Origin of the sequence: Serratia sp. SSNIH1, from assembly GCF_002935055.1 — a bacterium.
GTDB lineage: Bacteria > Pseudomonadota > Gammaproteobacteria > Enterobacterales > Enterobacteriaceae > Serratia > Serratia nevei.
This window is the reverse complement of record NZ_CP026383.1, coordinates 3,419,054-3,441,944: the sequence shown is the minus strand read 5'-3', so window position 1 is coordinate 3,441,944 and position 22,891 is coordinate 3,419,054. Positions and strand designations below refer to the sequence as shown.

At 58.5% G+C, this 22,891-nt stretch carries 23 protein-coding genes; 13 read left to right on the top strand and 10 right to left on the bottom strand.

What is annotated here, in order from left to right; genetic code table 11:
* Positions 1–291: 291 nt before the first annotated feature.
* Both C3F38_RS16615 and pabB read right to left on the bottom strand, forming a co-directional pair.
* On the bottom strand, positions 292–870 hold the full coding sequence (locus tag C3F38_RS16615; protein WP_038877080.1) for a CoA pyrophosphatase: 579 nt from the start codon (positions 868–870) through the stop codon (positions 292–294).
* Positions 867–2,240, bottom strand: a complete 1,374-nt coding sequence (gene pabB, locus C3F38_RS16610) for an aminodeoxychorismate synthase component 1 (RefSeq protein WP_038877346.1) — start codon at positions 2,238–2,240, stop codon at positions 867–869. Before pabB ends, C3F38_RS16615 begins: the two co-directional genes overlap by 4 nt.
* A 530-nt stretch (positions 2,241–2,770) precedes the next feature.
* Between pabB and C3F38_RS16605 the strand changes: the two genes are divergently transcribed.
* Positions 2,771–3,772, top strand: a complete 1,002-nt coding sequence (locus C3F38_RS16605; RefSeq protein ID WP_047730525.1) for a glycosyltransferase — start codon at positions 2,771–2,773, stop codon at positions 3,770–3,772.
* Between the two features lie 70 nt (positions 3,773–3,842).
* The gene (locus tag C3F38_RS16600) at positions 3,843–4,088 is read left to right on the top strand and encodes a YoaH family protein (protein ID WP_038877085.1); all 246 of its coding nucleotides are present in this window, start codon (positions 3,843–3,845) and stop codon (positions 4,086–4,088) included.
* A gap of 34 nt (positions 4,089–4,122) precedes the next feature.
* Here C3F38_RS16600 and purT read toward each other — a convergent pair whose 3' ends face one another.
* Positions 4,123–5,301, bottom strand: a complete 1,179-nt coding sequence (purT, locus tag C3F38_RS16595; RefSeq protein ID WP_038877086.1) for a formate-dependent phosphoribosylglycinamide formyltransferase — start codon at positions 5,299–5,301, stop codon at positions 4,123–4,125.
* A 246-nt stretch (positions 5,302–5,547) separates the two neighbouring features.
* On the opposite strand from purT, the gene cspC reads away from it, so the two are divergent.
* From cspC to yebF, 5 genes are all read left to right on the top strand, one after another.
* Entirely contained in the window at positions 5,548–5,757 is a 210-nt protein-coding gene (cspC, locus tag C3F38_RS16590) for a cold shock-like protein CspC (RefSeq protein ID WP_004927572.1), read from the top strand.
* Between the two features lie 147 nt (positions 5,758–5,904).
* Positions 5,905–7,287, top strand: a complete 1,383-nt coding sequence (gene dbpA / locus C3F38_RS16585) for an ATP-dependent RNA helicase DbpA (RefSeq protein ID WP_038877089.1) — start codon at positions 5,905–5,907, stop codon at positions 7,285–7,287.
* An 88-nt stretch (positions 7,288–7,375) separates the two neighbouring features.
* Positions 7,376–7,699, top strand: a complete 324-nt coding sequence (locus C3F38_RS16580) for a YebG family protein (protein ID WP_038877091.1) — start codon at positions 7,376–7,378, stop codon at positions 7,697–7,699.
* Positions 7,700–7,738: 39 nt separating this feature from the next.
* On the top strand, positions 7,739–8,047 hold the full coding sequence (gene yqfB, locus C3F38_RS16575; protein ID WP_004927562.1) for a N(4)-acetylcytidine aminohydrolase: 309 nt from the start codon (positions 7,739–7,741) through the stop codon (positions 8,045–8,047).
* 70 nt (positions 8,048–8,117) lie between these two features.
* Positions 8,118–8,477: a protein YebF gene (yebF, locus tag C3F38_RS16570; protein WP_038877096.1), complete on the top strand. Its 360-nt coding sequence runs from the start codon at positions 8,118–8,120 to the stop codon at positions 8,475–8,477.
* 56 nt (positions 8,478–8,533) lie between these two features.
* Here yebF and C3F38_RS16565 read toward each other — a convergent pair whose 3' ends face one another.
* The 5 genes from C3F38_RS16565 to mdtH all read right to left on the bottom strand — a co-directional run bounded on the left by C3F38_RS16565 (position 8,534) and on the right by mdtH (position 13,226).
* Positions 8,534–9,097 (bottom strand): lipoprotein, encoded by a 564-nt coding sequence (locus C3F38_RS16565; protein ID WP_055316781.1) that lies wholly within the window; start codon positions 9,095–9,097, stop codon positions 8,534–8,536.
* Between the two features lie 152 nt (positions 9,098–9,249).
* On the bottom strand, positions 9,250–10,890 hold the full coding sequence (locus C3F38_RS16560; RefSeq protein ID WP_038877101.1) for an AarF/ABC1/UbiB kinase family protein: 1,641 nt from the start codon (positions 10,888–10,890) through the stop codon (positions 9,250–9,252).
* Positions 10,891–10,925: 35 nt separating this feature from the next.
* Entirely contained in the window at positions 10,926–11,573 is a 648-nt protein-coding gene (grxB, locus tag C3F38_RS16555) for a glutaredoxin 2 (protein WP_055316776.1), read from the bottom strand.
* A 127-nt stretch (positions 11,574–11,700) separates the two neighbouring features.
* A complete protein-coding gene (locus C3F38_RS16550; protein WP_038877105.1) occupies positions 11,701–11,949 on the bottom strand; it encodes a hypothetical protein in 249 nt (82 codons plus the stop codon).
* 71 nt (positions 11,950–12,020) lie between these two features.
* Complete coding sequence (gene mdtH / locus C3F38_RS16545; RefSeq protein ID WP_038877106.1) at positions 12,021–13,226, bottom strand: multidrug efflux MFS transporter MdtH; 1,206 nt, start codon at positions 13,224–13,226, stop codon at positions 12,021–12,023.
* Positions 13,227–13,571: 345 nt separating this feature from the next.
* On the opposite strand from mdtH, the gene rimJ reads away from it, so the two are divergent.
* The 4 genes from rimJ to murJ all read left to right on the top strand — a co-directional run bounded on the left by rimJ (position 13,572) and on the right by murJ (position 17,365).
* Positions 13,572–14,156, top strand: coding sequence for a ribosomal protein S5-alanine N-acetyltransferase (gene rimJ / locus C3F38_RS16540; protein ID WP_038877348.1), 585 nt, complete (start codon positions 13,572–13,574; stop codon positions 14,154–14,156).
* A 9-nt stretch (positions 14,157–14,165) separates the two neighbouring features.
* Positions 14,166–14,810: a YceH family protein gene (locus tag C3F38_RS16535; RefSeq protein WP_038877107.1), complete on the top strand. Its 645-nt coding sequence runs from the start codon at positions 14,166–14,168 to the stop codon at positions 14,808–14,810.
* Positions 14,803–15,723, top strand: a complete 921-nt coding sequence (locus tag C3F38_RS16530) for a Gfo/Idh/MocA family protein (protein ID WP_055316775.1) — start codon at positions 14,803–14,805, stop codon at positions 15,721–15,723. The genes C3F38_RS16535 and C3F38_RS16530 overlap by 8 nt, the downstream gene beginning before the upstream one ends.
* Positions 15,724–15,829: 106 nt before the next feature.
* Positions 15,830–17,365 carry a murein biosynthesis integral membrane protein MurJ gene (gene murJ, locus C3F38_RS16525; RefSeq protein WP_038877110.1) on the top strand — a complete coding sequence of 512 codons (1,536 nt, stop codon included), beginning with the start codon at positions 15,830–15,832 and terminating at the stop codon, positions 17,363–17,365.
* Between the two features lie 63 nt (positions 17,366–17,428).
* On the opposite strand, the gene argS is transcribed toward murJ, so the two are convergent.
* On the bottom strand, positions 17,429–19,159 hold the full coding sequence (gene argS / locus C3F38_RS16520; RefSeq protein ID WP_038877112.1) for an arginine--tRNA ligase: 1,731 nt from the start codon (positions 19,157–19,159) through the stop codon (positions 17,429–17,431).
* Between the two features lie 830 nt (positions 19,160–19,989).
* Between argS and C3F38_RS16515 the strand changes: the two genes are divergently transcribed.
* On the top strand, positions 19,990–20,556 hold the full coding sequence (locus C3F38_RS16515; protein ID WP_094300735.1) for a VOC family protein: 567 nt from the start codon (positions 19,990–19,992) through the stop codon (positions 20,554–20,556).
* On the opposite strand, the gene C3F38_RS16510 is transcribed toward C3F38_RS16515, so the two are convergent.
* Complete coding sequence (locus tag C3F38_RS16510; RefSeq protein WP_038877113.1) at positions 20,553–21,701, bottom strand: MalY/PatB family protein; 1,149 nt, start codon at positions 21,699–21,701, stop codon at positions 20,553–20,555. The two genes, C3F38_RS16515 and C3F38_RS16510, sit on opposite strands and share 4 nt — an antisense overlap.
* A gap of 101 nt (positions 21,702–21,802) precedes the next feature.
* Between C3F38_RS16510 and cutC the strand changes: the two genes are divergently transcribed.
* Positions 21,803–22,561, top strand: a complete 759-nt coding sequence (gene cutC, locus C3F38_RS16505) for a copper homeostasis protein CutC (RefSeq protein WP_048234720.1) — start codon at positions 21,803–21,805, stop codon at positions 22,559–22,561.
* Positions 22,562–22,891 lie beyond the last annotated feature (330 nt).

Here is a 22,891-nt window from a genome sequence, read left to right as displayed (position 1 = left end):
GCGAACCCTTAAGCGGGGTATCCGCTTTCGCCCAAGCTCCATTAACGGTAATCGCGCCCGCTTTCCGTGCTGAACGCCGCCGGCTTAATCCCTGTTTCTACAGTGGTTTATCTCGGACGGCGGTATTTTACAGGTATTTCGTAAGGTTTAAGAGAGGGTTTACAGTTTTTTTAAAACCATTCAACCGGAACGGTAGTTGAAAAAGCGATCAAATGAAGTGATTTCGATCGCTTTACCTGCAGCGGACGTCGACGGCCATGCCAGATTGCGAGTCAGATCACGCAATGCGGGTCAAATACTGACCTGCTGCGCCAGGCGGCGAATAATGGCGGCGGTCAGCCCCCAGATAAACTGGCTGTGATACCAGGAGAGGTAAATGCGGTGCGTGTGGCCGGCGCGATGGATATCCAGCGGGTAGTAACGCGACAGGGTCAGCGCTTCCCGCAGGGGCATCTCGAACACGTCCGCCACTTCGCCCTCGTTGGCGTGGAACTGCACGTCCGGCGGGATGAGGCCGACGATGGGCGTGACCTGAAATCCGGTGCTGCTGTCGAGCGGCGCCATTTGGCCGAGTACGGTCACCGCGTTCGGCGGTATCGCCACTTCTTCCTGCGCTTCTCGCAACGCTGTGACGATCGCCGACCCGTCTTCGGCATCGGTTTTCCCGCCGGGGAAGGCTACCTGACCGGCATGTTTGCGCAGCGAATCAGCACGGCGGGTCAACAGCAGGGTCGGCTCGGCGCGGCAAACGATCGGGATCAGCACCGCCGCCGGGCGCACGTTGTGCGAGATCTGCGCCGCCTGCGGCAGCTGCAGTTGAAAACGGCTGATAAAGGCGTGCAGTGAGGTCGGCGAATTCGATGGGATCACGACAGGGCGCACTCCCCAAGCTGCGGCAGAATACGGCCAACCTTGTCGAAGGTTTCCTGGTATTCCGCCTGTTCCTGGCTGTCTGCCACGATGCCGCCGCCGGCGGAGCAGTGGATGCGGCCGTTTTCCGTGACGAGCGTGCGGATGGTGATGTTGGTGTCCATGGTGCCGCAGGCGCTCAGGTAACCGATGCTGCCGCAATAGGCGTTGCGACGCTGCGGCTCCAGCTCTTCGATGATTTCCATCGCTCGCACCTTGGGCGCGCCGGTGATCGAACCGCCGGGGAAGCAGGCGCGCAGCAGCTCGGTGGCCGAGGCCTGCTCCGGCAGGGTGGCGGTAATGGTGCTCACCAGGTGATGTACCGCCGGGAACGGCTCCACGACGAACAGTTCCGGCACCCTTACGCTGCCGGGCTGGGCGACGCGGCCGATATCGTTGCGCAACAGATCGACGATCATCAGATTTTCAGCGCGATCCTTGGGCGAATCGGCCAAACGGCGAGCCTGTGCGGCGTCTTGTTCTGCGTCCGCCAGCCGCGGCAGCGTGCCCTTGATCGGGCGGGTTTGGATACGCTGTTGCTCCAGCCATAGGAAGCGCTCGGGAGAGACGCTCAGCACGCTGTTGTGCGGCAGCCGCAGGAAGGCCGAGAACGGCGCGCGGTTGCAGGCGCTCAGTCGGCAAAACGCCTGCCATTCATCCCCCTGGTAGTCGGCGGAGAACCGCTGTGCCAGATTAATTTGGTAACAGTCGCCGCTGCGCAGGTAGTGCTGAATACGTTGGAACTTCTCGCCGTATTGCCGTCGGCTCATATTGGCACGCCAGCCGCTCAGCAGCGCGAAAGGGCGCTCCGCCGGTGCGGTTTGGCGAGTGAGCCAGCGCCAGCGCTGCTCCACATCGCCATAGCTGAGCAGCGTCAGGGTTTGCAATTGGTGGTCGGCGATCGCTGCCCAGTCATAAATGCCCACCGCCATGTCCGGCAACGCAAGGTCGGCTTCGGCCAACTGCGGCAAGGTTTCCACCCGGCGCCCAAGATCGTAGCCGAACAGCCCCAGGGCACCGCCCTGAAACGGCAGATCCGGGTTAAAGGCCGGCTGCCAACCTTGCGCCGCCAGCTGCTGCTGCAGCAGGGAAAACGGATCTTCCTTCGACTGAGTGGTTACGCCGTCACTTTCAATTACCGTGTCGGGGCCACGCGTGGTGAGCGTAACGCGCGGCTGTGCGACCAGAATATCGAAGCGGTTATGCGAGTGATCGGCAAAGCCCGAATGCAGCAACATCGCCCAGGGCTGTGCTGAAAGCGGGGCGAAAAGCGTCATCAGGGCACTGCGGCTATAGGGCAAAGACTTTATGTTTGGGGCGGTTACGCTCATGAACGTCAAAAAACCTGGCTGTGAAGACGGCAATGTCTGGCCGTTAGTGTGCCATAGACGGCTACGGCATGCATGTTTTGCCATGCGAGGCATGCAGCACAGTTCACATAAACGGCAGTTCAATAAACCTGAAATAAGGCATTTTTTGCGCCATTCATTATACCTCGGTATGTTAAAAATTTAACGTCAAATAAACGGGAAGCCTCATTTATCGAGAGAACAAGGCCCGAGAAATACAAAAACGCTTCGTTAATTTCATCAATTTATTGTTACCCATGGTTATTAACTGGGTGATGCGGAAAAGTTTTGCCTGTGTTTTGTCACGCTGGTCATTCTGAGAAATTGATGTTGGTTCGACGCCGCTTTTCTTGCTGAAAGCATGAAAAGACAAAACAAGATAAATCTTATTTAGCTCGCTGCGGAAATCTGAGTGCTTCAGTCATATTCCTCCGAACTGATGCTGAATAGACTGATATTTTTTCAAAAAAATAAAATTATTATTTTGTTACATTATCATTGAAGAGCTGCCTATGTCATTAATGCTGAGCGTCATCGTCCCGATGCACAATGTGGGAGAATTATTAGAACCTTTCCTGGCTTCGTTGCTGGCCCAACGCGAACAACGCCTGGAGGTGATCATCGTCAACGATGGTTCTACCGACGGTTCAGGAGAGACCGCGCACCGTTACGCGGCGGCGCATCCGCATATTCGGGTCATCGATCAGGCCAACGCCGGTGTTTCTAATGCGCGTAATGCCGGGCTCGCATTGGCCCGGGGCAAATACGTGGCGTTTCCCGATGCCGACGATCTGCTGGCACCGGACATGTATTCCACGCTGCTGGAGCAGGCGGAGCGCCACCAATTAGACGTGATGCAATGCAATGGCGAGCGCTATTTCGCCAGCGAAGACGAATTACAGCCGATTTTTCCCGAGGCACGTTTACAGACCACTGACGTTATCACCGGGGTACAGTGGTTCGAACGTGCGCTGAAATCGAGAAAATTTATTCATGTTGTATGGTTGGCGATATATCGCCTCGATTTTATCCGCCGGCATCGGCTTTATTTTGAACCGGGGTTACATCATCAGGATATTCCCTGGACGACCGAGGTTATGTTTAATGCCCAACGGGTCAAATATTTAAGTACGCCGCTGTACCGTCAACGGGTACACGACAAGTCGATCAGCAATCGTCGCCGCACCGGCAAAGCAAACGTGGATTATCAACGCCACTATATGAAAATCGTCGAAATGCTGGAGCGGCTCAATTTGCGCTATGCTGGCAGCATCGCCATTCGTCCGGCTTTCCATTGGCAAATCACCCGTGAAGCGTTGGGTATTTGCCACAGCATTCGCCGTGAGCCGGATCCGGTCGCCCAGAATCAGATTACCGAAGAGTTTTATCAGCGCGGCATCGACAGAGCGATGTTCGCCAACGCGCGCGGCGTGAAGCAGGGGTGGCATGTCATGCTGTGGCGGCATCGCCTGAAGCAGTGGCGCAGCGATAACGGCTGTTCGCAAGTGGCCTGAGGCACAAGACGTTGGGATCCGTCGCGTTAGCGCGTATACTCCTTCTCCCTTTTGCCGGAGAGAACGACACATGCATGCAGGTATGCCATTACTGAGTCACGCGGAGCAGCAGGAAGCGGCGGATCGCATCCATCAACTGATGGAGCAGGGCATGAGCAGCGGTGAAGCCATTGCTCGCGTTGCGCAGGAAATTCGTGAGAAGCATCAGGGCGCTCAGGTTGCGGTACTGTTCGATGACGATGATGAAGACGAGCAGCATGATGCCGCACCGGGGGCGTCGCGGGATGACGATGCTGAAGAAGACGAAGACTATTGATGTTATCGGGGCCGCGTAAGCGGCCCCGTCAGTTTCAGCCGTTGACCGCCACGGCGGCAGCGGCTTGTTTCGCCAGCTCCACCGCCTGTTCCGTCGTGCTCGCCGTCGCCAGCGCTACGCCAAGACGACGTTGCCCGGCGATCTCCGGTTTGCCGAACAGGCGCAGCTGGTTGTGCCCGCGTAGCGCATTTTCCAATCCGCTGAAACGCACATCGCTGCTGGTGAGCTGAGGCAGGATCACTGCCGAAGCGGAAGGGCCGAACTGGCGAATGGCGCCGATCGGCAACCCGAGAAAAGCGCGAACGTGCAGGGCGAACTCAGACAGATCCTGTGAAATCAACGTGACCATGCCGGTATCGTGCGGGCGCGGTGACACCTCGCTGAAGATCACTTCGTCGCCACAGACGAACAGCTCCACGCCGAACAGCCCGAAACCGCCCAGGGCTTTCACCACTTTCTCCGCGATAGCCTGGGCCCGACTCAGCGCCGTCGCCGACATCAGTTGCGGCTGCCAGGATTCGCGATAGTCCCCATCCTCCTGACGATGGCCGATCGGCTCGCAGAAATGCACGCCGTCCACGGCGCTGATGGTCAGCAGCGTAATTTCAAAATCGAATCTTACCAGCCCTTCGACGATCACCCGGCCGCCGCCGGCGCGGCCGCCCTGTTGGGCGTAATCCCAGGCGCTTTGCAGTTGCTCAGGCGTGCGGATCAGGCTTTGCCCCTTGCCGGAAGAGCTCATCACCGGTTTGACGATGCACGGATAGCCGATGTGTTCGACCGCCTGCCGGAAAGTCGCCTCGCTGTCGGCAAAGCGATAGCTGGAGGTGGGCAGGCCAAGCTCTTCCGCCACCAGGCGGCGGATGCCTTCACGGTTCATCGTCAGGCGGGTGGCTTCGGCGCAGGGCACTACGCGGTGGCCCTGGCGTTCAAGTTCGACCAGCATGGCGGTGGCGATCGCTTCGATTTCGGGAACGATATAGTCCGGCCGCTCTTGTTCGATAACGGCTTTCAGTGCGTCACCGTCCAGCATATTGATGACGTGGCTGCGGTGCGCCACATGCATGGCGGGGGCGTCGGGATAGCGATCGACGGCGATCACTTCCAGACCGAGGCGCTGGCATTCAATGGCGACTTCTTTACCCAGCTCCCCGGAGCCGAGCAACATAACGCGGGTGGCGGAAGGGCGCAGGGCGGTTCCAATCGTTAACATAGTTTCGTACCTGGATCGGTGAAAGTAAGCGGATTGATGATCGGCGGGCAGTATATACGAAAACGATTGCGTGCGCAGCCGCCGCGCCAAGTTTGTTGCTAACTGACTGTTTTTATAACAAGCAGAAATATTTGCCCTGCATGGGCGATTGTGCGTTAATAAGCGACGGCGAAAGAAGGCCTACATATAGCAAGGTTTTCGCGTCTCGTGCCGTCAAGGCAGGTTTATCAAGTAAAGGAAACACAAATGAGCAAGATCACTGGTCACGTTAAATGGTTCAACGAAAGCAAAGGTTTCGGCTTCATCACGCCTGCCGACGGCTCTAAAGACGTTTTCGTTCATTTTTCCGCTATCGTCAGCGATGGTTTCAAGACCCTGGCTGAAGGCCAGCAGGTTGAGTTCTCCATCCAGGACAGCCAACGTGGCCCAGCCGCAGCCAACGTCGTTGCTATTTAACGACTGAGCCGCCAAGAAACCCGCCGCCGGCGGGTTTTTTTATGCCCGCTGCCCGTAACGCCGCCCATCTCTGTTATCATTTACCGCTGATTCGGCGCCAACCTGCGGGCGCGCCGCCATTCCATTCGTCATATAAGAGTTATCGCCGTGAGCACAGTTTCTTTTTCTTCCCTGCCTCTGCCAGCCGAACAGTTGGCCAACCTCAACGAACTGGGGTACGCCAAAATGACGCCGGTACAGGCCGCCGCGTTGCCCGCCATCCTGCAAGGGCGAGACGTGCGCGCCAAGGCGAAAACCGGTAGCGGTAAAACGGCGGCGTTCGGCATTGGTTTGCTGAATAACATCGTCGTTGCTCAGGTTGCCACGCAGGCGCTGGTGCTCTGTCCCACCCGCGAGCTGGCCGATCAGGTGAGCAAAGAACTGCGCCGCCTGGCGCGCTTCACGCAGAACGTCAAAATCCTGACGCTGTGCGGCGGCCAACCGATGGGGCCACAGCTCGATTCGCTGGTGCACGCGCCGCATATCGTGGTGGGAACGCCGGGCCGCATCCAGGAACACCTGCGCAAGAAAACGCTGCTGCTGGACGAACTGAAGGTGCTGGTGCTGGATGAGGCCGACCGTATGCTGGACATGGGCTTCGCCGACGACATCGACGATGTGATCAGTTACACGCCGCCGCAGCGTCAGACGCTGCTGTTTTCCGCTACCTACCCGGCGGGTATCGAACGCATCAGCGAGCGCGTTCAGCGTCAGCCGCTGAGCGTCGAAGTGGACGATGACGAAGCGCAGACCGCCATCGAACAACGTTTCTATGAGACCACGCGCGATCAGCGCCCGGCGCTGCTGGTGTCGGCCATTCGTTATCATCAACCCGCGTCCTGCGTGGTGTTCTGCAATACCAAACGCGATTGCCAAACGGTGCTTGAGGCCCTGGAGGCCCGCGGCATCAGCGCACTGGCGCTGCATGGCGATCTGGAGCAGCGCGACCGCGACCAGGTGTTGGTGCGTTTCGCCAACCGCAGTTGCCGGGTGTTGGTAGCGACCGACGTCGCCGCTCGTGGGCTGGACATCAAAGAGCTGGAGCTGGTGGTTAACTACGAACTGGCGTTCGATCCTGAAGTGCATGTGCACCGTATCGGTCGTACCGGCCGCGCCGGCATGAGCGGGCTGGCGATCAGCCTGTGCACGCCGCAGGAAATGGCGCGGGCGCACGCGATTGAAGACTACCTGCAGATGACCATTGCCTGGGCGCCGGTGTCCGAGCTGAGCGGGGCCGCCAACGGTTCGCTGGAGGCGGAGATGGTGACGCTGTGCATCGACGGCGGCCGTAAGGCGAAGATCCGCCCAGGCGATATCCTTGGCGCGCTGACCGGCGATGCCGGGCTGACGGCGGCGGAAGTGGGCAAGATCGACATGTTCCCGGTGCATGCCTACGTCGCGATCCGTAAAGCCAGCGCGCGCAAGGCGCTGCAGCAGCTGCAGCAGGGCAAAATCAAAGGCAAGAGCTGCAAGGTGCGGCTGCTGAAATAAGCCGACGGCGGGCGGCGGTTTGCCTTCCCGCCGCTATCTATTTATACTGTATATAATTACAGTTATTTGAGTATTTGAGGACGCACGCATGGCGGTTGAAGTTAAATATGTGGTGGTGAGAAACGGTGAGGAAAAAATGACTTTCGCGAGCAAGAAAGAAGCCGACGCCTACGACAAAATGCTGGATTTGGCGGATAACCTCGGAGAGTGGCTGCAACAGGCGCCGCTGAACCTGGACGACGAACAGCGCGAAGGGCTGAGCTTCTTCCTGGCAGAGAATAAGGACGCACTGGGTCTGATTTTGCGCGGCGCATCACCGGCGGAAACCGGCAAAAAACCGACGGAAGCGAAAGCGAAAAAAGCGCTATCTAACTCAAAAGAGGGATCTGCGTCAGAAAAGCAAGCGGCATAATGACTTATGTTGCGGTGTTGTGATGAAAAAGGATCTAAAATGAGCCGTGAAATAACTTTCTTCAGCCGCTTTGAGCAAGACATTCTGGCCGGGCGTAAAACCATCACCATTCGGGATGCCAGTGAGTCGCACTTCGAACCGGGTGAGGTATTGCGCGTAAGCCGCAATGAAGACGGCGTATTTTTCTGCTTTATCGAAGTGCTGTCGGTAACGCCGGTGCGCCTGGATGCGCTGACCGAACGCCACGCACAGCAGGAGAACATGTCGCTGGGCGAGCTGAAGCAGGTGATCAAGGAAATCTATCCGGGTCTGGATGCGCTGTTTGTCATCGAGTTCGTCAAACGGTAACTCTTTGCCGAAACCCTGTTGTGAGCCAGGGATGGGCGCCCGGATAGCGCTAATCACAACGGGAGGACATATGAAAAAAACGGGTTTGGCTATCGCCTTGTTGGCCATGATGGGAGCATCGACTGCGGTGTGGGCGCAGGATCAAGAGCAACGCACCGCCAAGGTGGGGCAGTGTGCCGGTCTGCAGCCGGCGGATATTGCCGCTCAGGTCAAGCGTGATTTCTTGCAGAACCGCATCACGCGCTGGGAGGCGGACAAAAAGCTGCTGGGCACCGCAACCCCGATCGCTTGGGTCAGCCCGGATGCCATCACCGGCAAGGATCAGGTGTGGCAGGTGCCGCTGACGGTGCGGGGTACCAAGATGGATAAAACCTACAGCGTGACACTCAACTGCAACACCGGCGAGATTGCCTACAGCGCGCCGCAGTAATACTTTCCCGTAATAAAAAGCCCGCCGATCGGCGGGCTTGATACATCAAGACGCGGTCAGTCGCTAAACGGGATCACCAACTCACCCGGTTTCACTTCCAATCCCTTCGCCAGTTTTTTCGCCAGCGCTTCGGTTTTGCTGTTGTCAGGATTCAGCACATAAGCCGGCTTTTGGTCGAAGTAAGACTTCAGCGACTGGTTCAGGTATGGCGTCAGCGCTTTCATCACCGTCTGCATTTTTTCCGGCTGCACGCTGTAATCGGTCAACTCCATATCCTTCAGGTAAATGGCGCCCTGCGCACGGTCGTAAACCGGCTGCGCTTTCAGCGTCAGCTTCAGGTCCGCCACCTGCGGGCCGAGAATCGACGTGATGTTGACCTTGGCGTCGCCGGAAAGGGTGAATTTACCCGGTTCGCTGCGACCGATCTGGCTTTGCAGCTGAGTCAGCACGATGTTGGCGTCCACCAGGCCGGGCACGCCGATCTGCTTCTGATAGTCGTTGTGTTTCTGCAGGTAATCATTCACTTCCTGCTCGCTCAGGGTGTATTGGGTCAGTTGATTGCAACCGGCCAATACGCCGGCGAACAGCAGGGCGGCTGCGCCCATCAGGATCTTCTTCATTCATGCCTCATTGCGACTGCTGGCGAAAAGTGCTGCAGATAATTGATTAATCATTATAAACGTTCCGCCTGCGCGTGAAAACGGCAGGCGGCGATGTGCAGAGGATAGTGCGCGCAAAAGCGGGCGAGACCTATCGGATAACGCCGAAAGCGTCAGCGCCGCAGCCGCAGCGCCAAGAGCACCACGCCGGCCAGGCAGGCCGCGCCCCCCAACAGCGGGAACAGCGGAATGCCCCACAGCCGCAGCGACGAATGCATCAGATAAGGCGCCAGCCCCAGGGCAAAAGCGGCGGTAACGATGGCGATGGCCAGGGTCACGGCGGCGCGTTCCAGCGCTTTGCTCAGCTGGCCGAGGTTACTGACGTTGATATCGGCATTGAGTCGCCCGCGTTTTAGGCGGCGAACCAATAGCCGCAGAGTTTGCGGCAGCTCTTCTCCGGCATCGAGCGCTTCCCCACCCAGGGCCAACAGCCGCTGGCGCACGGCGTCGGGGGCGTAGCGCTGCAGCACCGTTTGTTGCAGCATCGGCTTGAGCGTGGCCACGATGTCGAAGGCCGGATCCAGCCGATGCAGTACGCCGTCGGCGGTGATTAATGCCTTGAACAGCAGCACCAGATCGGGCGGCAGCGCCAGCTGGTGTTCGCGCGCCATCACCAGCAGGTCGGTCAAGGCTTTACCCAGCGTCAGGGTGGCGGCGGCCTGTTTGTCGAGAAAGTTTTGTGCCGCCAACTCCAAATCCATCAGGTCCAACGGTTCGCTATCCGACCAGGCGATCAGCGTGTTGACGATACCTTCGGACTGGCGATCGGCGATGGCCTGCAGCAGCAGGAGCAACTGGTTACGCCGCCGCTCGGACAGCTGGCCCACCATGCCGAAGTCGATAAAACCGACGCGGTCACCGCTCAGCGCCATGACGTTGCCGGGGTGCGGATCGGCGTGATACAGCCGATGCTCCAGCACCATGCTCATAAAGGCGCGGGCGCCGCGTTGCGCCAGCAGCGGGCCGTCAAAGCCCGCCGCCGCCAGCTTTTCAGGGTTTTCCGGCGCGGTGCCGGGCAAGTATTCCTGCACTAACAGGCGGGGCGAAGAGTATTGCCAATAGATTTTCGGCACCACCACGTCGGGTTGACGCGCGAACATCCCGGCAACGCGGTCGCAGTTATGCCCTTCGTGGGTCAAGTCCAGCTCGTGATTGAGCGCCGTTGCCAACGCTCTGACCATCTGCCGCGGCCGATAACGCGCCAGCGCCGGGCTCTGCTGCTCCACGCTCTCCGCCAGCGAGGCCAGCAGCCGCAGATCGGCGTGGATGGTTTTCGCCAGACCGGGTCGCAACACTTTTACCACTACCTGTTCGCCGCTGTGCAAGCGCGCGCGGTAGATTTGCGCCATCGACGCCGCGGCCAGCGGCGTGCGATCGAATTCGGCAAATCGCTGCTCGGGCTCGCCACCCAGATCGGCGATGATTTGCGGCGCCAGCGTTTCCCATGGCAACACCGCCGCCTGGCTGTGCAGGCGATCCAGTTCGTCGGTCCAGGCCGGATCCAGGAGGTCAGAGCGCGTGGCCAGAATCTGGCCGAATTTGACGAAGGTGGGGCCCAGCGCCTCGAGCGCTTCACGCAGCCGCTCAGGCAGGGTTTGTGCATCCTGCGGGGCGGCTCCGCCGCGGGCGCCGCGTAACAAGGCCCCCAGGCCCAGCAGGCGCAAAACGTCTTGCAGACCGTAACGAATCAGAACGGAGGTTATTTCCTTCAGCCGCGCCCGGTCGCGGGCGGTGGCGAGCACCATTTTCAACATCAGTACGCCATATCCTTATTTGTCATTCTCGAACGTTATTGTTCCATATCCAGCAGCAACGGCACCTCGCTGCGCTGCGCCATGCGGTTGCGGTAGGCTTCCACGTTGTCCGGCAGCGCAACTCCGGCGACGATCGATAACGAGCGCAACAGCGGGAACAGGTGAATGTCGTCCTCGGACAGCTCACCGTTTACCGCGTCGGTGGCGACGATCAGCGGCGACAGCGCCTGCAGGTCGGCTTCCAGCTCGGCGATCAGATCGGCACTGTTGGCGAGATGCTCGGCAAAATCACCAATAGCCGCCTGTTTCTTATCAATAAAGTAGCGGCGGGCGCTGCCGGTGGCAAACTCTTCGAAATCGGCATGCGCAATACGCGGCAGCAGCAATTTGGCGCTGTAACTGTCGACCCGCTGCAGCCACTCGGCAATGGCCGGATTGGTGCTGCCGGTCAGCACCGGCTTGCCGTCCAGGCGATCGACATAGCGCACGATATCCAGGCTTTCCGGCATCGCTTCGCCGTCGTCTTTGACCAGGATCGGCACCATTTTTGCGCCGATCAGGTTGACCGGGGTCGTCTCATCGTCGTTGAGCAAGGTGACCAGCCGAATCGGCTGGCGCTTCAGGCCAAAAATCATGCGGGCTTTAACGCAGAAGGGGCAATGATCGTAAATGAACAGTTTCATGCTTGCTCCGGGTTGTCAGGTTTTAACAGCAATAGTTACCACAGCTTACCGAGGCTGTCTTGAAGCGCGTGTGTTGGATGGTGCGTTATTGCGACATTGCCCGCGCAACAGGCGCGGGCGAGGGGCGTTATTTCTTGGTCGGTACCGAGTTGAGCACATCGATCAGGTGAATGCGGGCCTGTTCCAGATCGACCTGATCGCGCTCGTTGGCGGCGGAGACGACCTGCAGCTGTTTGATGATATCGCTTTTCAGCGCGCTGTCGCCGGCGATGATGTGGGCCAGCGCTTTTTCCACCAGGGTAGAGCGCGCATAAATCATGCGCAGGTTCAGTATCATATGTTCGAGCAGTTGCGGTAACTTCGCTTCTTCAATCATGCCTACGGGCTCCTGTGGGTTTTTACTAACAGGATAGCAGCTGTTGCCGATTCGGCCGGATTTCTATGGCGTTAACCGCCGGGAAGCAGCATCGACGCACTGCGCCGCGGGCTGAACTGCCAGTACAGTGCCAGCAACGTAGCGAAGCCTACTGCCCCCAGCAGCAACCAGGGCAGCTCCGGCATGTTCATCGTCCGCCCGGTATCGTACATCCAACCGCCGCCGGTATAACCCAACGCGCCGCCCAGCGCCAGACCCAGGCGGCTAAAGCCCATATAGCTGCCGCGCGCACGCGGATCGGCCAGCGAAGCGCTCAGCGTTTCGCGCGCCGGTTCGGCGATGATCGATCCCAGATAGAAGCAACAGATCAGCGTGAACACGCCCTGCAAACTGGTGGCGAGACCGATCGGCAGCAGGCTGAGCGTCATCAGCAACAGGCCCGCCATCAGGCGCTGCTCAAGCCGGAAGTGTTTTTCTCCCCAACGCGCCAGCGGATAGAGCAGCGACAACGACAGCGCCGCTTCAATCGCATACATCCATTTCACCGCCGCCGGTGAACCGGCGATTTCGTTGACCACGATCGGCATCATCAGCATCACCTGTACCGCTAACATGTAATAACCGGTCAGCGTCAAGACATAGGTGAGAAAGCGGCGATCGCGCAGGACCCGCAACATGCCTTCCTTCATCGGTATGCGCACGGTAGAGATGCGGTAAGCCGGCAGTAGCCAGGCATTCCAACCGGCGGCCAGCACGAAGATCGCCGCCCCGACCCAGCAGACAAAGTGAAAATCGTACTGCAGCAGCCAACTGCCGATCAGCGCGCCGACCACCGCGCCGGCGCTGTCCTGCATCATCAGCAGCGAGAAAAAGCGGCCGCGCTCGTGCGGACGGGTCAGTTTGATCACCAAAGCGGTACGCGGCGGATCGAATAACGTGCCGCCGAGGGCGGAAAGCGCACAGGAGAACCACAGGATCCAGGGCTCATCGGCCATCGCCATGGTGGCGAACCCGGCGGCGCGCAGCAACATGCCGGTAACGATCATCGGCTTGGCGCCGAAACGATCGGCAATGGCGCCGCCAAAGATGCCGAGCCCTTGTTGCAACAGCTGGCGCAAACCCAGCGCGATGCCGACGATCAGCGCCGCCCATCCTAATTGATCGACAAAGCGGATCGAAATAAGCGGAAAAACGACAAAGAAGCCTAACACCACCAGCAGGTTATCGAGCAACAGAAAATATTTACCCAAGCTGCGCGCTTGCGACACCAGAGACATGCTTCACCATGAGCAATCAAGAAAGAAGGGGAGACAGCTGTTCCATTCTCTACCCAATTCCCGTACGGCGACAGGGGTGGCATAGATAATATTTTTTTATCGTCAAGGTGTTACCTGGGCTGCAAAATTGGCGGAAAAACGCCGTAAAACGCGTATTCGGCGATTTACTGAGCGGCCGGGATTTTACCTCGGGGGCGGGCTACGGTTATATTGAATGCAGGGAAGCGCAGTTCTGCGGCGCTATTGGCAAAATAAAACCATGGCAAAAGATCGACACAGGATAATGATCCGCTCGGCTTCCTAATAAATACTTCTTATCGAACCGTTTTGACTGCGGGGGAAATGATGTTCGGCTATCGCTCTGCATCGCCAAAAGTACGTCTTACAACCGACCGGATGGTGGTCCGTTTAGTGCATGAACGGGATGCCTATCGCCTGGCGGATTATTATGCCGAGAACCGGACCTTTCTCAAACCCTGGGAGCCGGTGCGCGACGAAAGCCACTGTTATCCTTCCGGCTGGCAGGCGCGCCTGGGCATGATCACCGAAATGCAAAAGCAGGGCAGCGCCTACTATTTTATCCTGCTCGATCCGGAAGAGCAGGAAGTGCGCGGCGTGGCGAACTTCAGCAACGTGCTGCGCGGTTCGTTTCACGCCTGTTTCCTCGGTTATTCGCTGGGGGAGAAATGGCAGGGACAAGGGCTGATGTTCGAAGCCTTGCAGTCCGCTATCCGCTATATGCTGCGCCAACAGCGCATGCACCGCATCATGGCCAACTATATGCCTCACAACCAGCGCAGCGGCGCACTGCTGACGCGTCTGGGATTCGAACGTGAAGGTTACGCCAAGGATTACCTGCTGATCGACGGCAAGTGGCAAGACCACGTTTTGACGGCATACACCAATAAAGAGTGGCTACCCGAACGTTGAGGCCAAACGATGAAATATGAATTGAACGCCAAAGAGGCGCGGGTCATCGGCTGCCTGTTGGAAAAACAGGTCACGACCCCGGACCAATACCCGCTTTCGCTTAACGCCATTACCCTGGCGTGCAACCAAAAAACCAACCGCGAGCCGGTAATGGATATGAGCGAAAGCGAGGTGCAGCAACTGCTCGATCTGTTGCTGCGCAAACATTTCCTGCGCACACTCAGCGGGTTCGGCAATCGGGTAGTCAAGTACGAACAGCGGTTTTGCAACTCCGAGTTCGGCCAACTGAAACTCTCGCCGGCCGAACTGGCGGTGATCGCCACCTTATTGCTGCGCGGCGCGCAAACGCCGGGCGAGCTGCGCACCCGCACCAACCGGATGCACGAGTTCAACGATGTCAGCGAGGTCGAACAGGTGCTGCAGCAGCTGGCTACGCGCGAAGATGGTCCGTTCGTGGTGCGCCTGGCGCGTGAGCCGGGCAAACGCGAAAGCCGGTTCATGCATCTGTTCAGCGGCCAGATTGATGAAGCGCCGGCGGCGCTTGAGTCTGAGGACGACGGCGACCTGAGCGCCAGGGTCAGCGCATTGGAAAACGAAGTATCGGAATTGAAACGGCTGGTGCAACATCTGTTGGCGAGGGATACGAATGACTAAATTGCGTGTGGGCGTGGTGGGATTGGGCAGTATTGCGCAGAAGGCTTACCTGCCAATCCTCGGCCAGGCGGCGGATTGGACGCTGGTGGGCGGTTTTTCGCCCAATCAGCAAAAAGCGCAGCCGCTGTGCGACAGCTACCGCATGGCCTGTTTCTCCCGTCTGGACAGCCTGGCCGAACAGTGCGACGCGGCCTTTGTCCACAGCAGCACCGCCAGCCATTTTTCCGTGATAGGCGAGCTGCTGAACCGCGGCGTGCACGTTTACGTCGATAAGCCGCTGGCGGAAACGCTGGAGCAGGGCGAGCAGTTGCTTGAGTTGGCCGAGCGGCGAGGCAAAACGCTGATGGTGGGGTTCAACCGCCGTTTCGCGCCGCTTTACCGGCAGCTCAAACAGCAAATGAATCAGCCCGCCTCCATTCGCATGGATAAACATCGGGCGGACAGCGTCGGCCCGCACGATCTGCGTTTTACCCTGTTGGATGATTACCTGCACGTGGTGGACACTGCGCTGTGGCTGGCGGGCGGAGGTGAACAACTGCTGAGCGGCAGCTTGTGCGCCAACGCCGCAGGCGAAATGCTGTACGCCGAGCACCACTTCGCCTGCGGGGGCACGCAGGTGACGACCAGCATGCATCGCCGCGGCGGCAGCCTGCGCGAAAGCGTGCAGGCGGTGACCGACGGCGCGCTGTATCAGTTGACCGATATGCGTCACTGGCTGCGTGAAGATGCGCAGGGCGTGTTGGAACAGCCGGTGCCGGGCTGGCAAAGCACGCTGGTGCAACGCGGCTTCGACGGGGCGGTGCGGCATTTCCTCAGCGCCGTTGCCAACCAGAGCGCGCCGGAAACCGGCGGCGAACAGGCGCTGGTCGCCCAGCGGGTGGTCGAGCGCTTACTGCGGGATAACTCTATGTAACATATGGCGGTAGCTATTCTTTTCCGGATGCGTAAACTGAGCCGATTGTTTCACTGACGCCTGCTGTAGCAGGCGTTGATATTTACGGTACCTATCAGACAACCACATGAACCTACTCAAATCCTTGGCTGCCGTCAGCTCGATGACGATGTTTTCGCGGGTGTTGGGCTTTGCCCGCGATGCGATCGTCGCGCGCGTGTTCGGGGCCGGCATGGCAACGGACGCCTTCTTCGTGGCGTTCAAACTCCCTAATCTGTTACGCCGTATCTTTGCCGAAGGGGCGTTTTCGCAGGCCTTCGTGCCGATCCTGGCCGAATACAAGAGCCAGCAGGGTGAAGAGGCGACGCGCACTTTTATCGCCTATGTCTCCGGGCTGCTGACGCTGGTGCTGGCGGTGGTGACGGTGCTGGGGATGCTGGCTGCGCCCTGGGTGATCTACATTACTGCGCCGGGCTTTACCGATACGCCCGACAAGTTTGCCCTGACGTCGGCGCTGCTGCGCATCACGTTCCCCTATATTCTGTTGATCTCACTGGCGTCGCTGGTGGGGGCGATCCTCAATACCTGGAACCGCTTCTCGATCCCGGCCTTTGCGCCAACGCTGCTTAACGTCAGCATGATCGGCTTCGCGCTGTTCGCGGCCCCGTATTTCAATCCGCCGGTGCTGGCGCTGGCCTGGGCGGTGGTGGTGGGCGGCGTGCTGCAGCTGGGGTATCAGCTGCCGCACCTGCGCAAGATCGGCATGCTGGTATTGCCGCGCCTCAAGCTGGGCGATGCCGGGGTCTGGCGCGTGATGCGTCAGATGGGGCCGGCGATCCTCGGGGTGTCGGTCAGCCAAATCTCGCTGATCATCAACACCATTTTCGCTTCGTTCCTGGTGTCCGGCTCGGTATCCTGGATGTACTACGCCGACCGCCTGATGGAGTTTCCTTCCGGTGTGCTGGGCGTGGCCTTGGGCACCATCCTGCTGCCGTCGCTGGCCAAAAGCTTCTCGAGCGGCAACCACGATGAGTATTCGCGCCTGATGGATTGGGGGCTACGCCTGTGCTTCCTGCTGGCGTTGCCGAGCGCCATCGCGCTCGGCATTTTGGCCAAGCCGCTGACCGTTTCGCTGTTCCAGTATGGCAAGTTCAGCGCCTTTGACGCGGCGATGACGCAGCGTGCGCTGGTGGCTTACTCGGTAGGGCTGATGGGGCTGATCGTGGTTAAAGTGCTGGCGCCGGGCTTCTATTCGCGGCAGGACATCAAAACGCCGGTCAAGATCGCCATCATCACGCTGATCATGACGCAGGTGATGAACCTGGCGTTTATTGGCCCGCTGAAGCATGCCGGCCTGGCGCTGTCAATCGGTTTGGCGGCCTGTCTGAACGCCTCGCTGCTGTATTGGCAGCTGCGCAAACAGAAAATTTTCCAGCCGCAGCCGGGTTGGGCGCTGTTCCTCACCAAGCTGGTGATCGCCGTACTGGTGATGTCGGCCGTGTTGATTGGCGTGATGTGGCTGATGCCGGCCTGGGATCAGGGCAACATGCTGGAGCGTTTGCTGCGCTTGGCTGCGGTGGTGGTGGCCGGTGTGGTGGCGTACTTTGGCGTGCTGGCCGGGTTGGGCTTCCGCCCGCGCGATTTTGCGCGCCGGGTCGCTTGAGCCAAAGGTAAGCATACAAAAAAGGTCGCCTAGGCGACCTTTTTGCTTTCTGGGCGGCGCAGTTTACATGCGTTCGACGGTTTCGATGCCCAGCGTATCCAGACCGGTTTTCAGCGTTTTCGAGGTCAGCAGCGCCAACTTCAGGCGACTCTGACGCGCTTCTTCGCTGTCGGCGTTAAGGATCTGGCAGTGCTCGTAGAAACCGGAGAACAGGCCGGCCAGATCGTACAGGTAGCTGCACATGACGTGAGGCGTGCCTTCACGCGCGACGGTGGTGAGTACTTCTTCGAACTGCAGCAGGCGGGTGGCCAGCGCAATTTCGCGCTCTTCGGTCAGCGTCAGCGGCAGCGTCAGGCTGGTTTCGTCGATGCCGGCGCGTTTGAATACCGATGCCACACGGGTATAGGCGTATTGCATATAAGGCGCGGTATTGCCTTCGAAGGCCAGCATGTTATCCCAGTCGAAGACATAGTCGGTGGTGCGGCTTTTCGACAGATCGGCGTATTTCACCGCGCCGATACCGACCACGCGGGCCACGGTTTTCATTTCGTCTTCCGGCATATCCGGATTTTTGCCGGCGATCAGCTGTTCGGCACGTTCGATGGCCTCATCCAGCAGGTCGGAGAGCTTCACCGTACCGCCCGAGCGGGTTTTGAACGGCTTGCCGTCTTTGCCCAGCATCATGCCGAACATGTGGTGTTCCAGCGAGACGGACTCCGGCACGTAACCGGCCTTGCGCACGATGGTCCACGCCTGCATCAGGTGCTGATGCTGACGGGAGTCGATGTAATACAGGACGCGATTGGCACCCAGGGTTTCGTAGCGATACTTGGCGCAGGCGATGTCGGTGGTGGTGTAGAGGTAGCCGCCATCCTTTTTCTGGATGATGACGCCCATCGGATCGCCGTCCTTGTTCTGGTATTCGTCGAGGAACACCACGGTAGCGCCTTCGCTTTCCACCGCCAGCCCTTTGGCTTTCAGATCGGCGACGATGCCCGGCAGCATCGCGTTATACAGGCTTTCGCCCATCACGTCGTCTTCGGTCAGCGTGACGTTCAGGCGGTTATAGGTCAGCTGATTTTGCGCCATGGTGATGTCGACCAGCTTGCGCCACATTTTCAGGCAGTACTGATCGCCGCCCTGCAGCTTCACGACGTAAGCGCGCGCGCGCTCGGCGAACTCGGCATCTTCGTCGTAATGCTTCTTGGCTTCGCGGTAGAACTGTTCCAAATCGGACAGGCCCATGTCGCTGGCGTTTTCATTTTGCATTTTTTCCAGGTAGGCAATCAGCATGCCGAACTGGGTGCCCCAGTCGCCGACGTGGTTGGCGCGGATCACTTTATGGCCCAGAAACTCTTGGGTACGTGCCGCGGCGTCGCCGATGATGGTGGAGCGCAGGTGGCCGACGTGCATCTCTTTCGCCACGTTCGGCGCGGAGTAGTCGATTACGATAGTTTGCGGCTCAACCGGTGCGATGCCCAATTTCGGTGCGTTCAGCACCCGATCGGCCTGGCGCGCGACCCAGTCGCTGTTCAGGAAAATGTTGATAAAGCCGGGGCCGGCGATTTCCACTTTAGCGGCGACGTCGCCGAGATCCAGCAGTTGCACCACTTTTTCCGCCAGTTGACGGGGCGGCATGCCCAGCTTTTTGGCGACGGACATCACGCCATTGGCCTGGTAATCACCAAACTGCGCCTTGGCGGATGGGCGGACCTGCGCTTCGCAATCGGCTGGCGCGCCAGCGGCGATCAGCGCCTGGCTGACTTTATCTGAAAGAAGAACCTGAATATTCACCGGGTTACCTTAATGACGAACGAGGGGCTGAAGCCAACCCCTGTGGGATTCAACGGTGGCGGGCACGATGGGCGACCTCCACAAAACAGCCTGCAATTGTAACCGATCTGACGGAGCCCGTCAGCAGTTGGCGCGGCCGCAGCGATGAAACTGTTGTCGGGTGCGGCGCGTTGATGGCCGAAAGCGGAAAGGCAGGATGAATGAAAGAAAACGTGTAGCGGAGAGGATTAGGAGACTAACGTTTTTTATTGTGGCGTCTGGCATCCAGCGTGTTGGTGCTGCGGGATTTAAAATGACGGTAGATGGCGTATACGGCGATAATTATCAACACCAAGGAAATCGTCAGTAATAACATAATAATCATCTCGAATTTAAATTTCCTCCAAAGTAGCTGAGTTGCCTCGATGAATCAATTGCTCGGGGTTAAATTAAGATAATCCTTAGATTTTTATCGGTTTTTGGATTTTATTGTCTTTTTTTACAATAGGTTGTGCATCGTATTTTGTGCGGCTTTGATGAGTGGGAAAGACTTGAGTAAGCCAACCTATTCAATCAGTTTGACCTGCATGCCATGTACGATTTTGTGTAAAATAACTTAAATCATAGCGTCATGATAAAAGGGTTTAATGAACTGCGAAAAATCTTATTTTTTATTTTTTTTGTTTATTTTATAAGCTGTCATATTAATAAGTTCTCAGGTTTCTATTCCCCATGCACACAGTCGAAAATCATTCTTAACGGTAACCGAAAAACCTCGCAACGGTGGCGAGCGCTGCCGCCACCGTGTAAATTACGGCGTTTCACATGCGTTCCGTTGTTTTGAGGTTTCTATGATCACCCCCTTGCAGGCCATTGCCGAGCTGGACGACCTGGTGCTTGACCTGCCGCGTTTCGAGCAGGCATTGCATCAATTTGCCGCCAAATTGCGGCTCGATCTGGCCGCGTTTACCGCCGATCACATCTCTCTGCGCTGTCATCAGAACGCCACTGCCGAACGCTGGCGCCAGGGGCTGATGCAGTGCGGGACACTGCTGTCCGAGTCGATGATCAACGGGCGACCTATCTGTCTGTTCGATTTGTCGCAGCCGCTGGCCGTGGGGCCGTGGCAGATAGACTGCGTCGAGCTGCCGTATCCCGGGGAGAAACGCTATCCGCACGAAGGCTGGGAACACGTCGAATTAGTGCTCAGTGGCGATCCGCAGACGCTGCACGCTCGGGCGTTGAGCCTCCTTGCCGATGAAGCGCTGCTGACCCCGGGGATCAAACTGAAGCAAAGCTCGCCAAAAGGCGAGGGCGAACGGCTACCGAACCCGACGCTGGCCATCACCGACGGAACGGTGACGATCAAGTTTCATCCTTATTCCATTCGAGATATCGTCGCCAGCGAGCAAGGTTAGCCAGGCAGTGCCGCACAGGCTCGCGCCATGCGATCGAGCGCTTCATCGAGCAGGGCCCACCGGCAACCAAAGTTAAGCCGCACAAAGCGCCGATCGCCGAAATCCAAACCGGCGCTTAATCCTACGCCCGCACGTTCGAAGAACTGATGCGGGTTGTCCACCGGTAAAGCGCTGCAATCGATCCACGCCAGGTAGGTGGCTTCGATTGGCAAAACCGTCAACCCCGGCATGGCGTTGATGCGCTTGGTCAGCCGATCGCGATTGGCACGTAGATAAATCAGCTGCTCGTCCAGCCAAGGCTGCCCGTATTGATAAGCCGCCTGCGCCGCCACCAGCGCCAGCAGATTGACCTCCGGCACGATGCCGCTGCGCGCGCGTTTCAGCCTTTGTCGCAGCGCTTCGTTGGGAACGATCGCCAGTGAAGCGCCCAGCCCGGCGAGATTAAACGTTTTTGACGGCGACATCAGCGTCACGCTGCGTTGGGCCGCATCGTCATTCAGGGTGGCGAAAGGGGTATGCCGCACGCCGGGTTCAAGCAGCAGCTCGCAGTGGATTTCATCGGAACAGACGATTAAATCGTGTTCGCGAGCGAACTGATGGTGCTGCAACAGCTCATCCCGGCGATAAACGGTGCCACCGGGATTCTGCGGGTTGCACAGCAACAGGAGCTTCTCGTTGCCGCTAAGCCGATCACGCATCGCGGGGAAGTCCAACACCCAACGTTGGCCTACCGCCGTTAGCGGCACCGAGAGGTGTTTACGCCCGGCGAATTTAGCCGCTTTGCGAAACGGCGGATAAATGGGAGAGGGGGCCAGCGTGCTCTGGTGTTCTTCGGTGCAGGCGCGCACGCACAGGTTCAGACCGCACACCAGCCCAGGCAGGAAAATGATCCATTCGGGCTTGATGTGCCAGCCGTAGCGCTCTACCATGCGGCGGGTAAAAACCTCAATAAGATCAGGGGATGGCTGGGTGTAGCCGAATACGCCGTGCGCCACGCGGCGCTGCAAGGCTTCGATCACCGCCGGCGGTGAGGTGAAATCGCTGTCGGCGACCCAAAGCGGAATAATGTCGCGGTCGCGATATTTATCCCACTTAACGCTGTCACTGTGACTGCGGTCTACCCATTGATCAAAATTGAATGCCATAGTTACAACCCTGAGCCGGTTTATGCCTAAGCATGAGCCTACGTGAGAAATGAAGAAATGAACAATTGCCGCCGTATGTTGGCCGTTATCTGGGGGTGACAATGATAAAACTGGAAGTTTGTTGCTTTAGCGTCGACTGCGCGCTGACGGCCGAACGGGCAGGCGCCGATCGCATCGAGTTGTGCGCCAGCCAGAGCGAGGGGGGATTGACGCCGAGCTATGGCACGCTGCGTCTGGCGCGCGAGCGGGTTGCGATCCCGGTGCATCCGATCGTTCGTCCTCGCGGTGGCGATTTCTGCTACGGCACGGTGGATTTCGAGGTGATCAAACAGGATCTCCGCCAGATCCGCGAGATGGGGTTCCCCGGCGTAGTGGTCGGCATGCTGGACGAAGAAGGGCACATCGATCTGCCGCGCATGCGCGAAGTGATGAAGCTGTGCGAGGGCATGGCGGTGACGTTCCATCGCGCGTTCGACATGTGCCAGAATCCGATGGTGGCGTTGGAACAACTGACCGAGCTGGGCGTGGCGCGCATTCTGACCTCCGGCCAACAGCAGAGCGCCGAACTGGGCCTGCCGCTGCTGCGCGATTTGCGCCAGGCCAGTCACGGCCCGGTGATCATGGCGGGTGCCGGCGTGCGTCTCAGCAATCTGCACAAGTTTGTCGATATCGGCCTGCATGAACTGCACAGCTCTTCCGGCCATTTGGTGCCGTCGACCATGCGTTACCGCAAGGCGGGCGTCACTATGTGCTCCGATAACGAGTTTGACGAATTTAGCCATTATTGCGTGGATGGCGAAATGGTGGAGGCGATGAAAAACGCGCTGGCCTTGGTTGATCCTCTGGCGCAAAGCGCATAAACACGCAGCTAACCGCGTTTGAAAACCGGTTTCCGGGCCGTAAGACCCCTTTGCGTGTCACTGAGCTCTCGGCGATTGCGCAAGTACCAGGCCCCGGCGTTTTGCCGGGGCTTTTTTTATGTTTTGCAAAGACGCGGTGTCCGTTTAAAGGCGGTTTCTCGGTCGAACTGTCCCCCATATCTTCTTGCGCTCGCCATGCCCTGCTGATAAGTTTGTGAGTTAAAATCCTTTAAATATCATCATATTAAATGATTTTTTGGTATTTATTGCCGTGGTGAATGATTTGCGTTCTGCCGCTCGTCACCGCGCCGGTATTTTTACCTGTTCATC

Bases quoted from the DNA above. Each gene is read 5' to 3' on its own strand.
- yebF (WP_038877096.1), top strand. From the start codon at position 8,118: ATGAAAAAAACGGGTTTGGCTATCGCCTTGTTGGCCATGATGGGAGCA.
- purT (WP_038877086.1), bottom strand. From the start codon at position 5,301: ATGTTAACGATTGGAACCGCCCTGCGCCCTTCCGCCACCCGCGTTATG.
- C3F38_RS16560 (WP_038877101.1), bottom strand. From the start codon at position 10,890: ATGTTGAAAATGGTGCTCGCCACCGCCCGCGACCGGGCGCGGCTGAAG.
- C3F38_RS16565 (WP_055316781.1), bottom strand. From the start codon at position 9,097: ATGAAGAAGATCCTGATGGGCGCAGCCGCCCTGCTGTTCGCCGGCGTA.
- C3F38_RS16600 (WP_038877085.1), top strand. From the start codon at position 3,843: ATGCATGCAGGTATGCCATTACTGAGTCACGCGGAGCAGCAGGAAGCG.
- pabB (WP_038877346.1), bottom strand. From the start codon at position 2,240: ATGAGCGTAACCGCCCCAAACATAAAGTCTTTGCCCTATAGCCGCAGT.
- rimJ (WP_038877348.1), top strand. From the start codon at position 13,572: ATGTTCGGCTATCGCTCTGCATCGCCAAAAGTACGTCTTACAACCGAC.
- C3F38_RS16550 (WP_038877105.1), bottom strand. From the start codon at position 11,949: ATGATTGAAGAAGCGAAGTTACCGCAACTGCTCGAACATATGATACTG.
- cutC (WP_048234720.1), top strand. From the start codon at position 21,803: ATGATAAAACTGGAAGTTTGTTGCTTTAGCGTCGACTGCGCGCTGACG.
- mdtH (WP_038877106.1), bottom strand. From the start codon at position 13,226: ATGTCTCTGGTGTCGCAAGCGCGCAGCTTGGGTAAATATTTTCTGTTG.
- cspC (WP_004927572.1), top strand. From the start codon at position 5,548: ATGAGCAAGATCACTGGTCACGTTAAATGGTTCAACGAAAGCAAAGGT.
- yqfB (WP_004927562.1), top strand. From the start codon at position 7,739: ATGAGCCGTGAAATAACTTTCTTCAGCCGCTTTGAGCAAGACATTCTG.
- C3F38_RS16530 (WP_055316775.1), top strand. From the start codon at position 14,803: ATGACTAAATTGCGTGTGGGCGTGGTGGGATTGGGCAGTATTGCGCAG.
- C3F38_RS16580 (WP_038877091.1), top strand. From the start codon at position 7,376: ATGGCGGTTGAAGTTAAATATGTGGTGGTGAGAAACGGTGAGGAAAAA.
- C3F38_RS16535 (WP_038877107.1), top strand. From the start codon at position 14,166: ATGAAATATGAATTGAACGCCAAAGAGGCGCGGGTCATCGGCTGCCTG.
- grxB (WP_055316776.1), bottom strand. From the start codon at position 11,573: ATGAAACTGTTCATTTACGATCATTGCCCCTTCTGCGTTAAAGCCCGC.
- murJ (WP_038877110.1), top strand. From the start codon at position 15,830: ATGAACCTACTCAAATCCTTGGCTGCCGTCAGCTCGATGACGATGTTT.
- C3F38_RS16510 (WP_038877113.1), bottom strand. From the start codon at position 21,701: ATGGCATTCAATTTTGATCAATGGGTAGACCGCAGTCACAGTGACAGC.
- C3F38_RS16515 (WP_094300735.1), top strand. From the start codon at position 19,990: ATGATCACCCCCTTGCAGGCCATTGCCGAGCTGGACGACCTGGTGCTT.
- C3F38_RS16605 (WP_047730525.1), top strand. From the start codon at position 2,771: ATGTCATTAATGCTGAGCGTCATCGTCCCGATGCACAATGTGGGAGAA.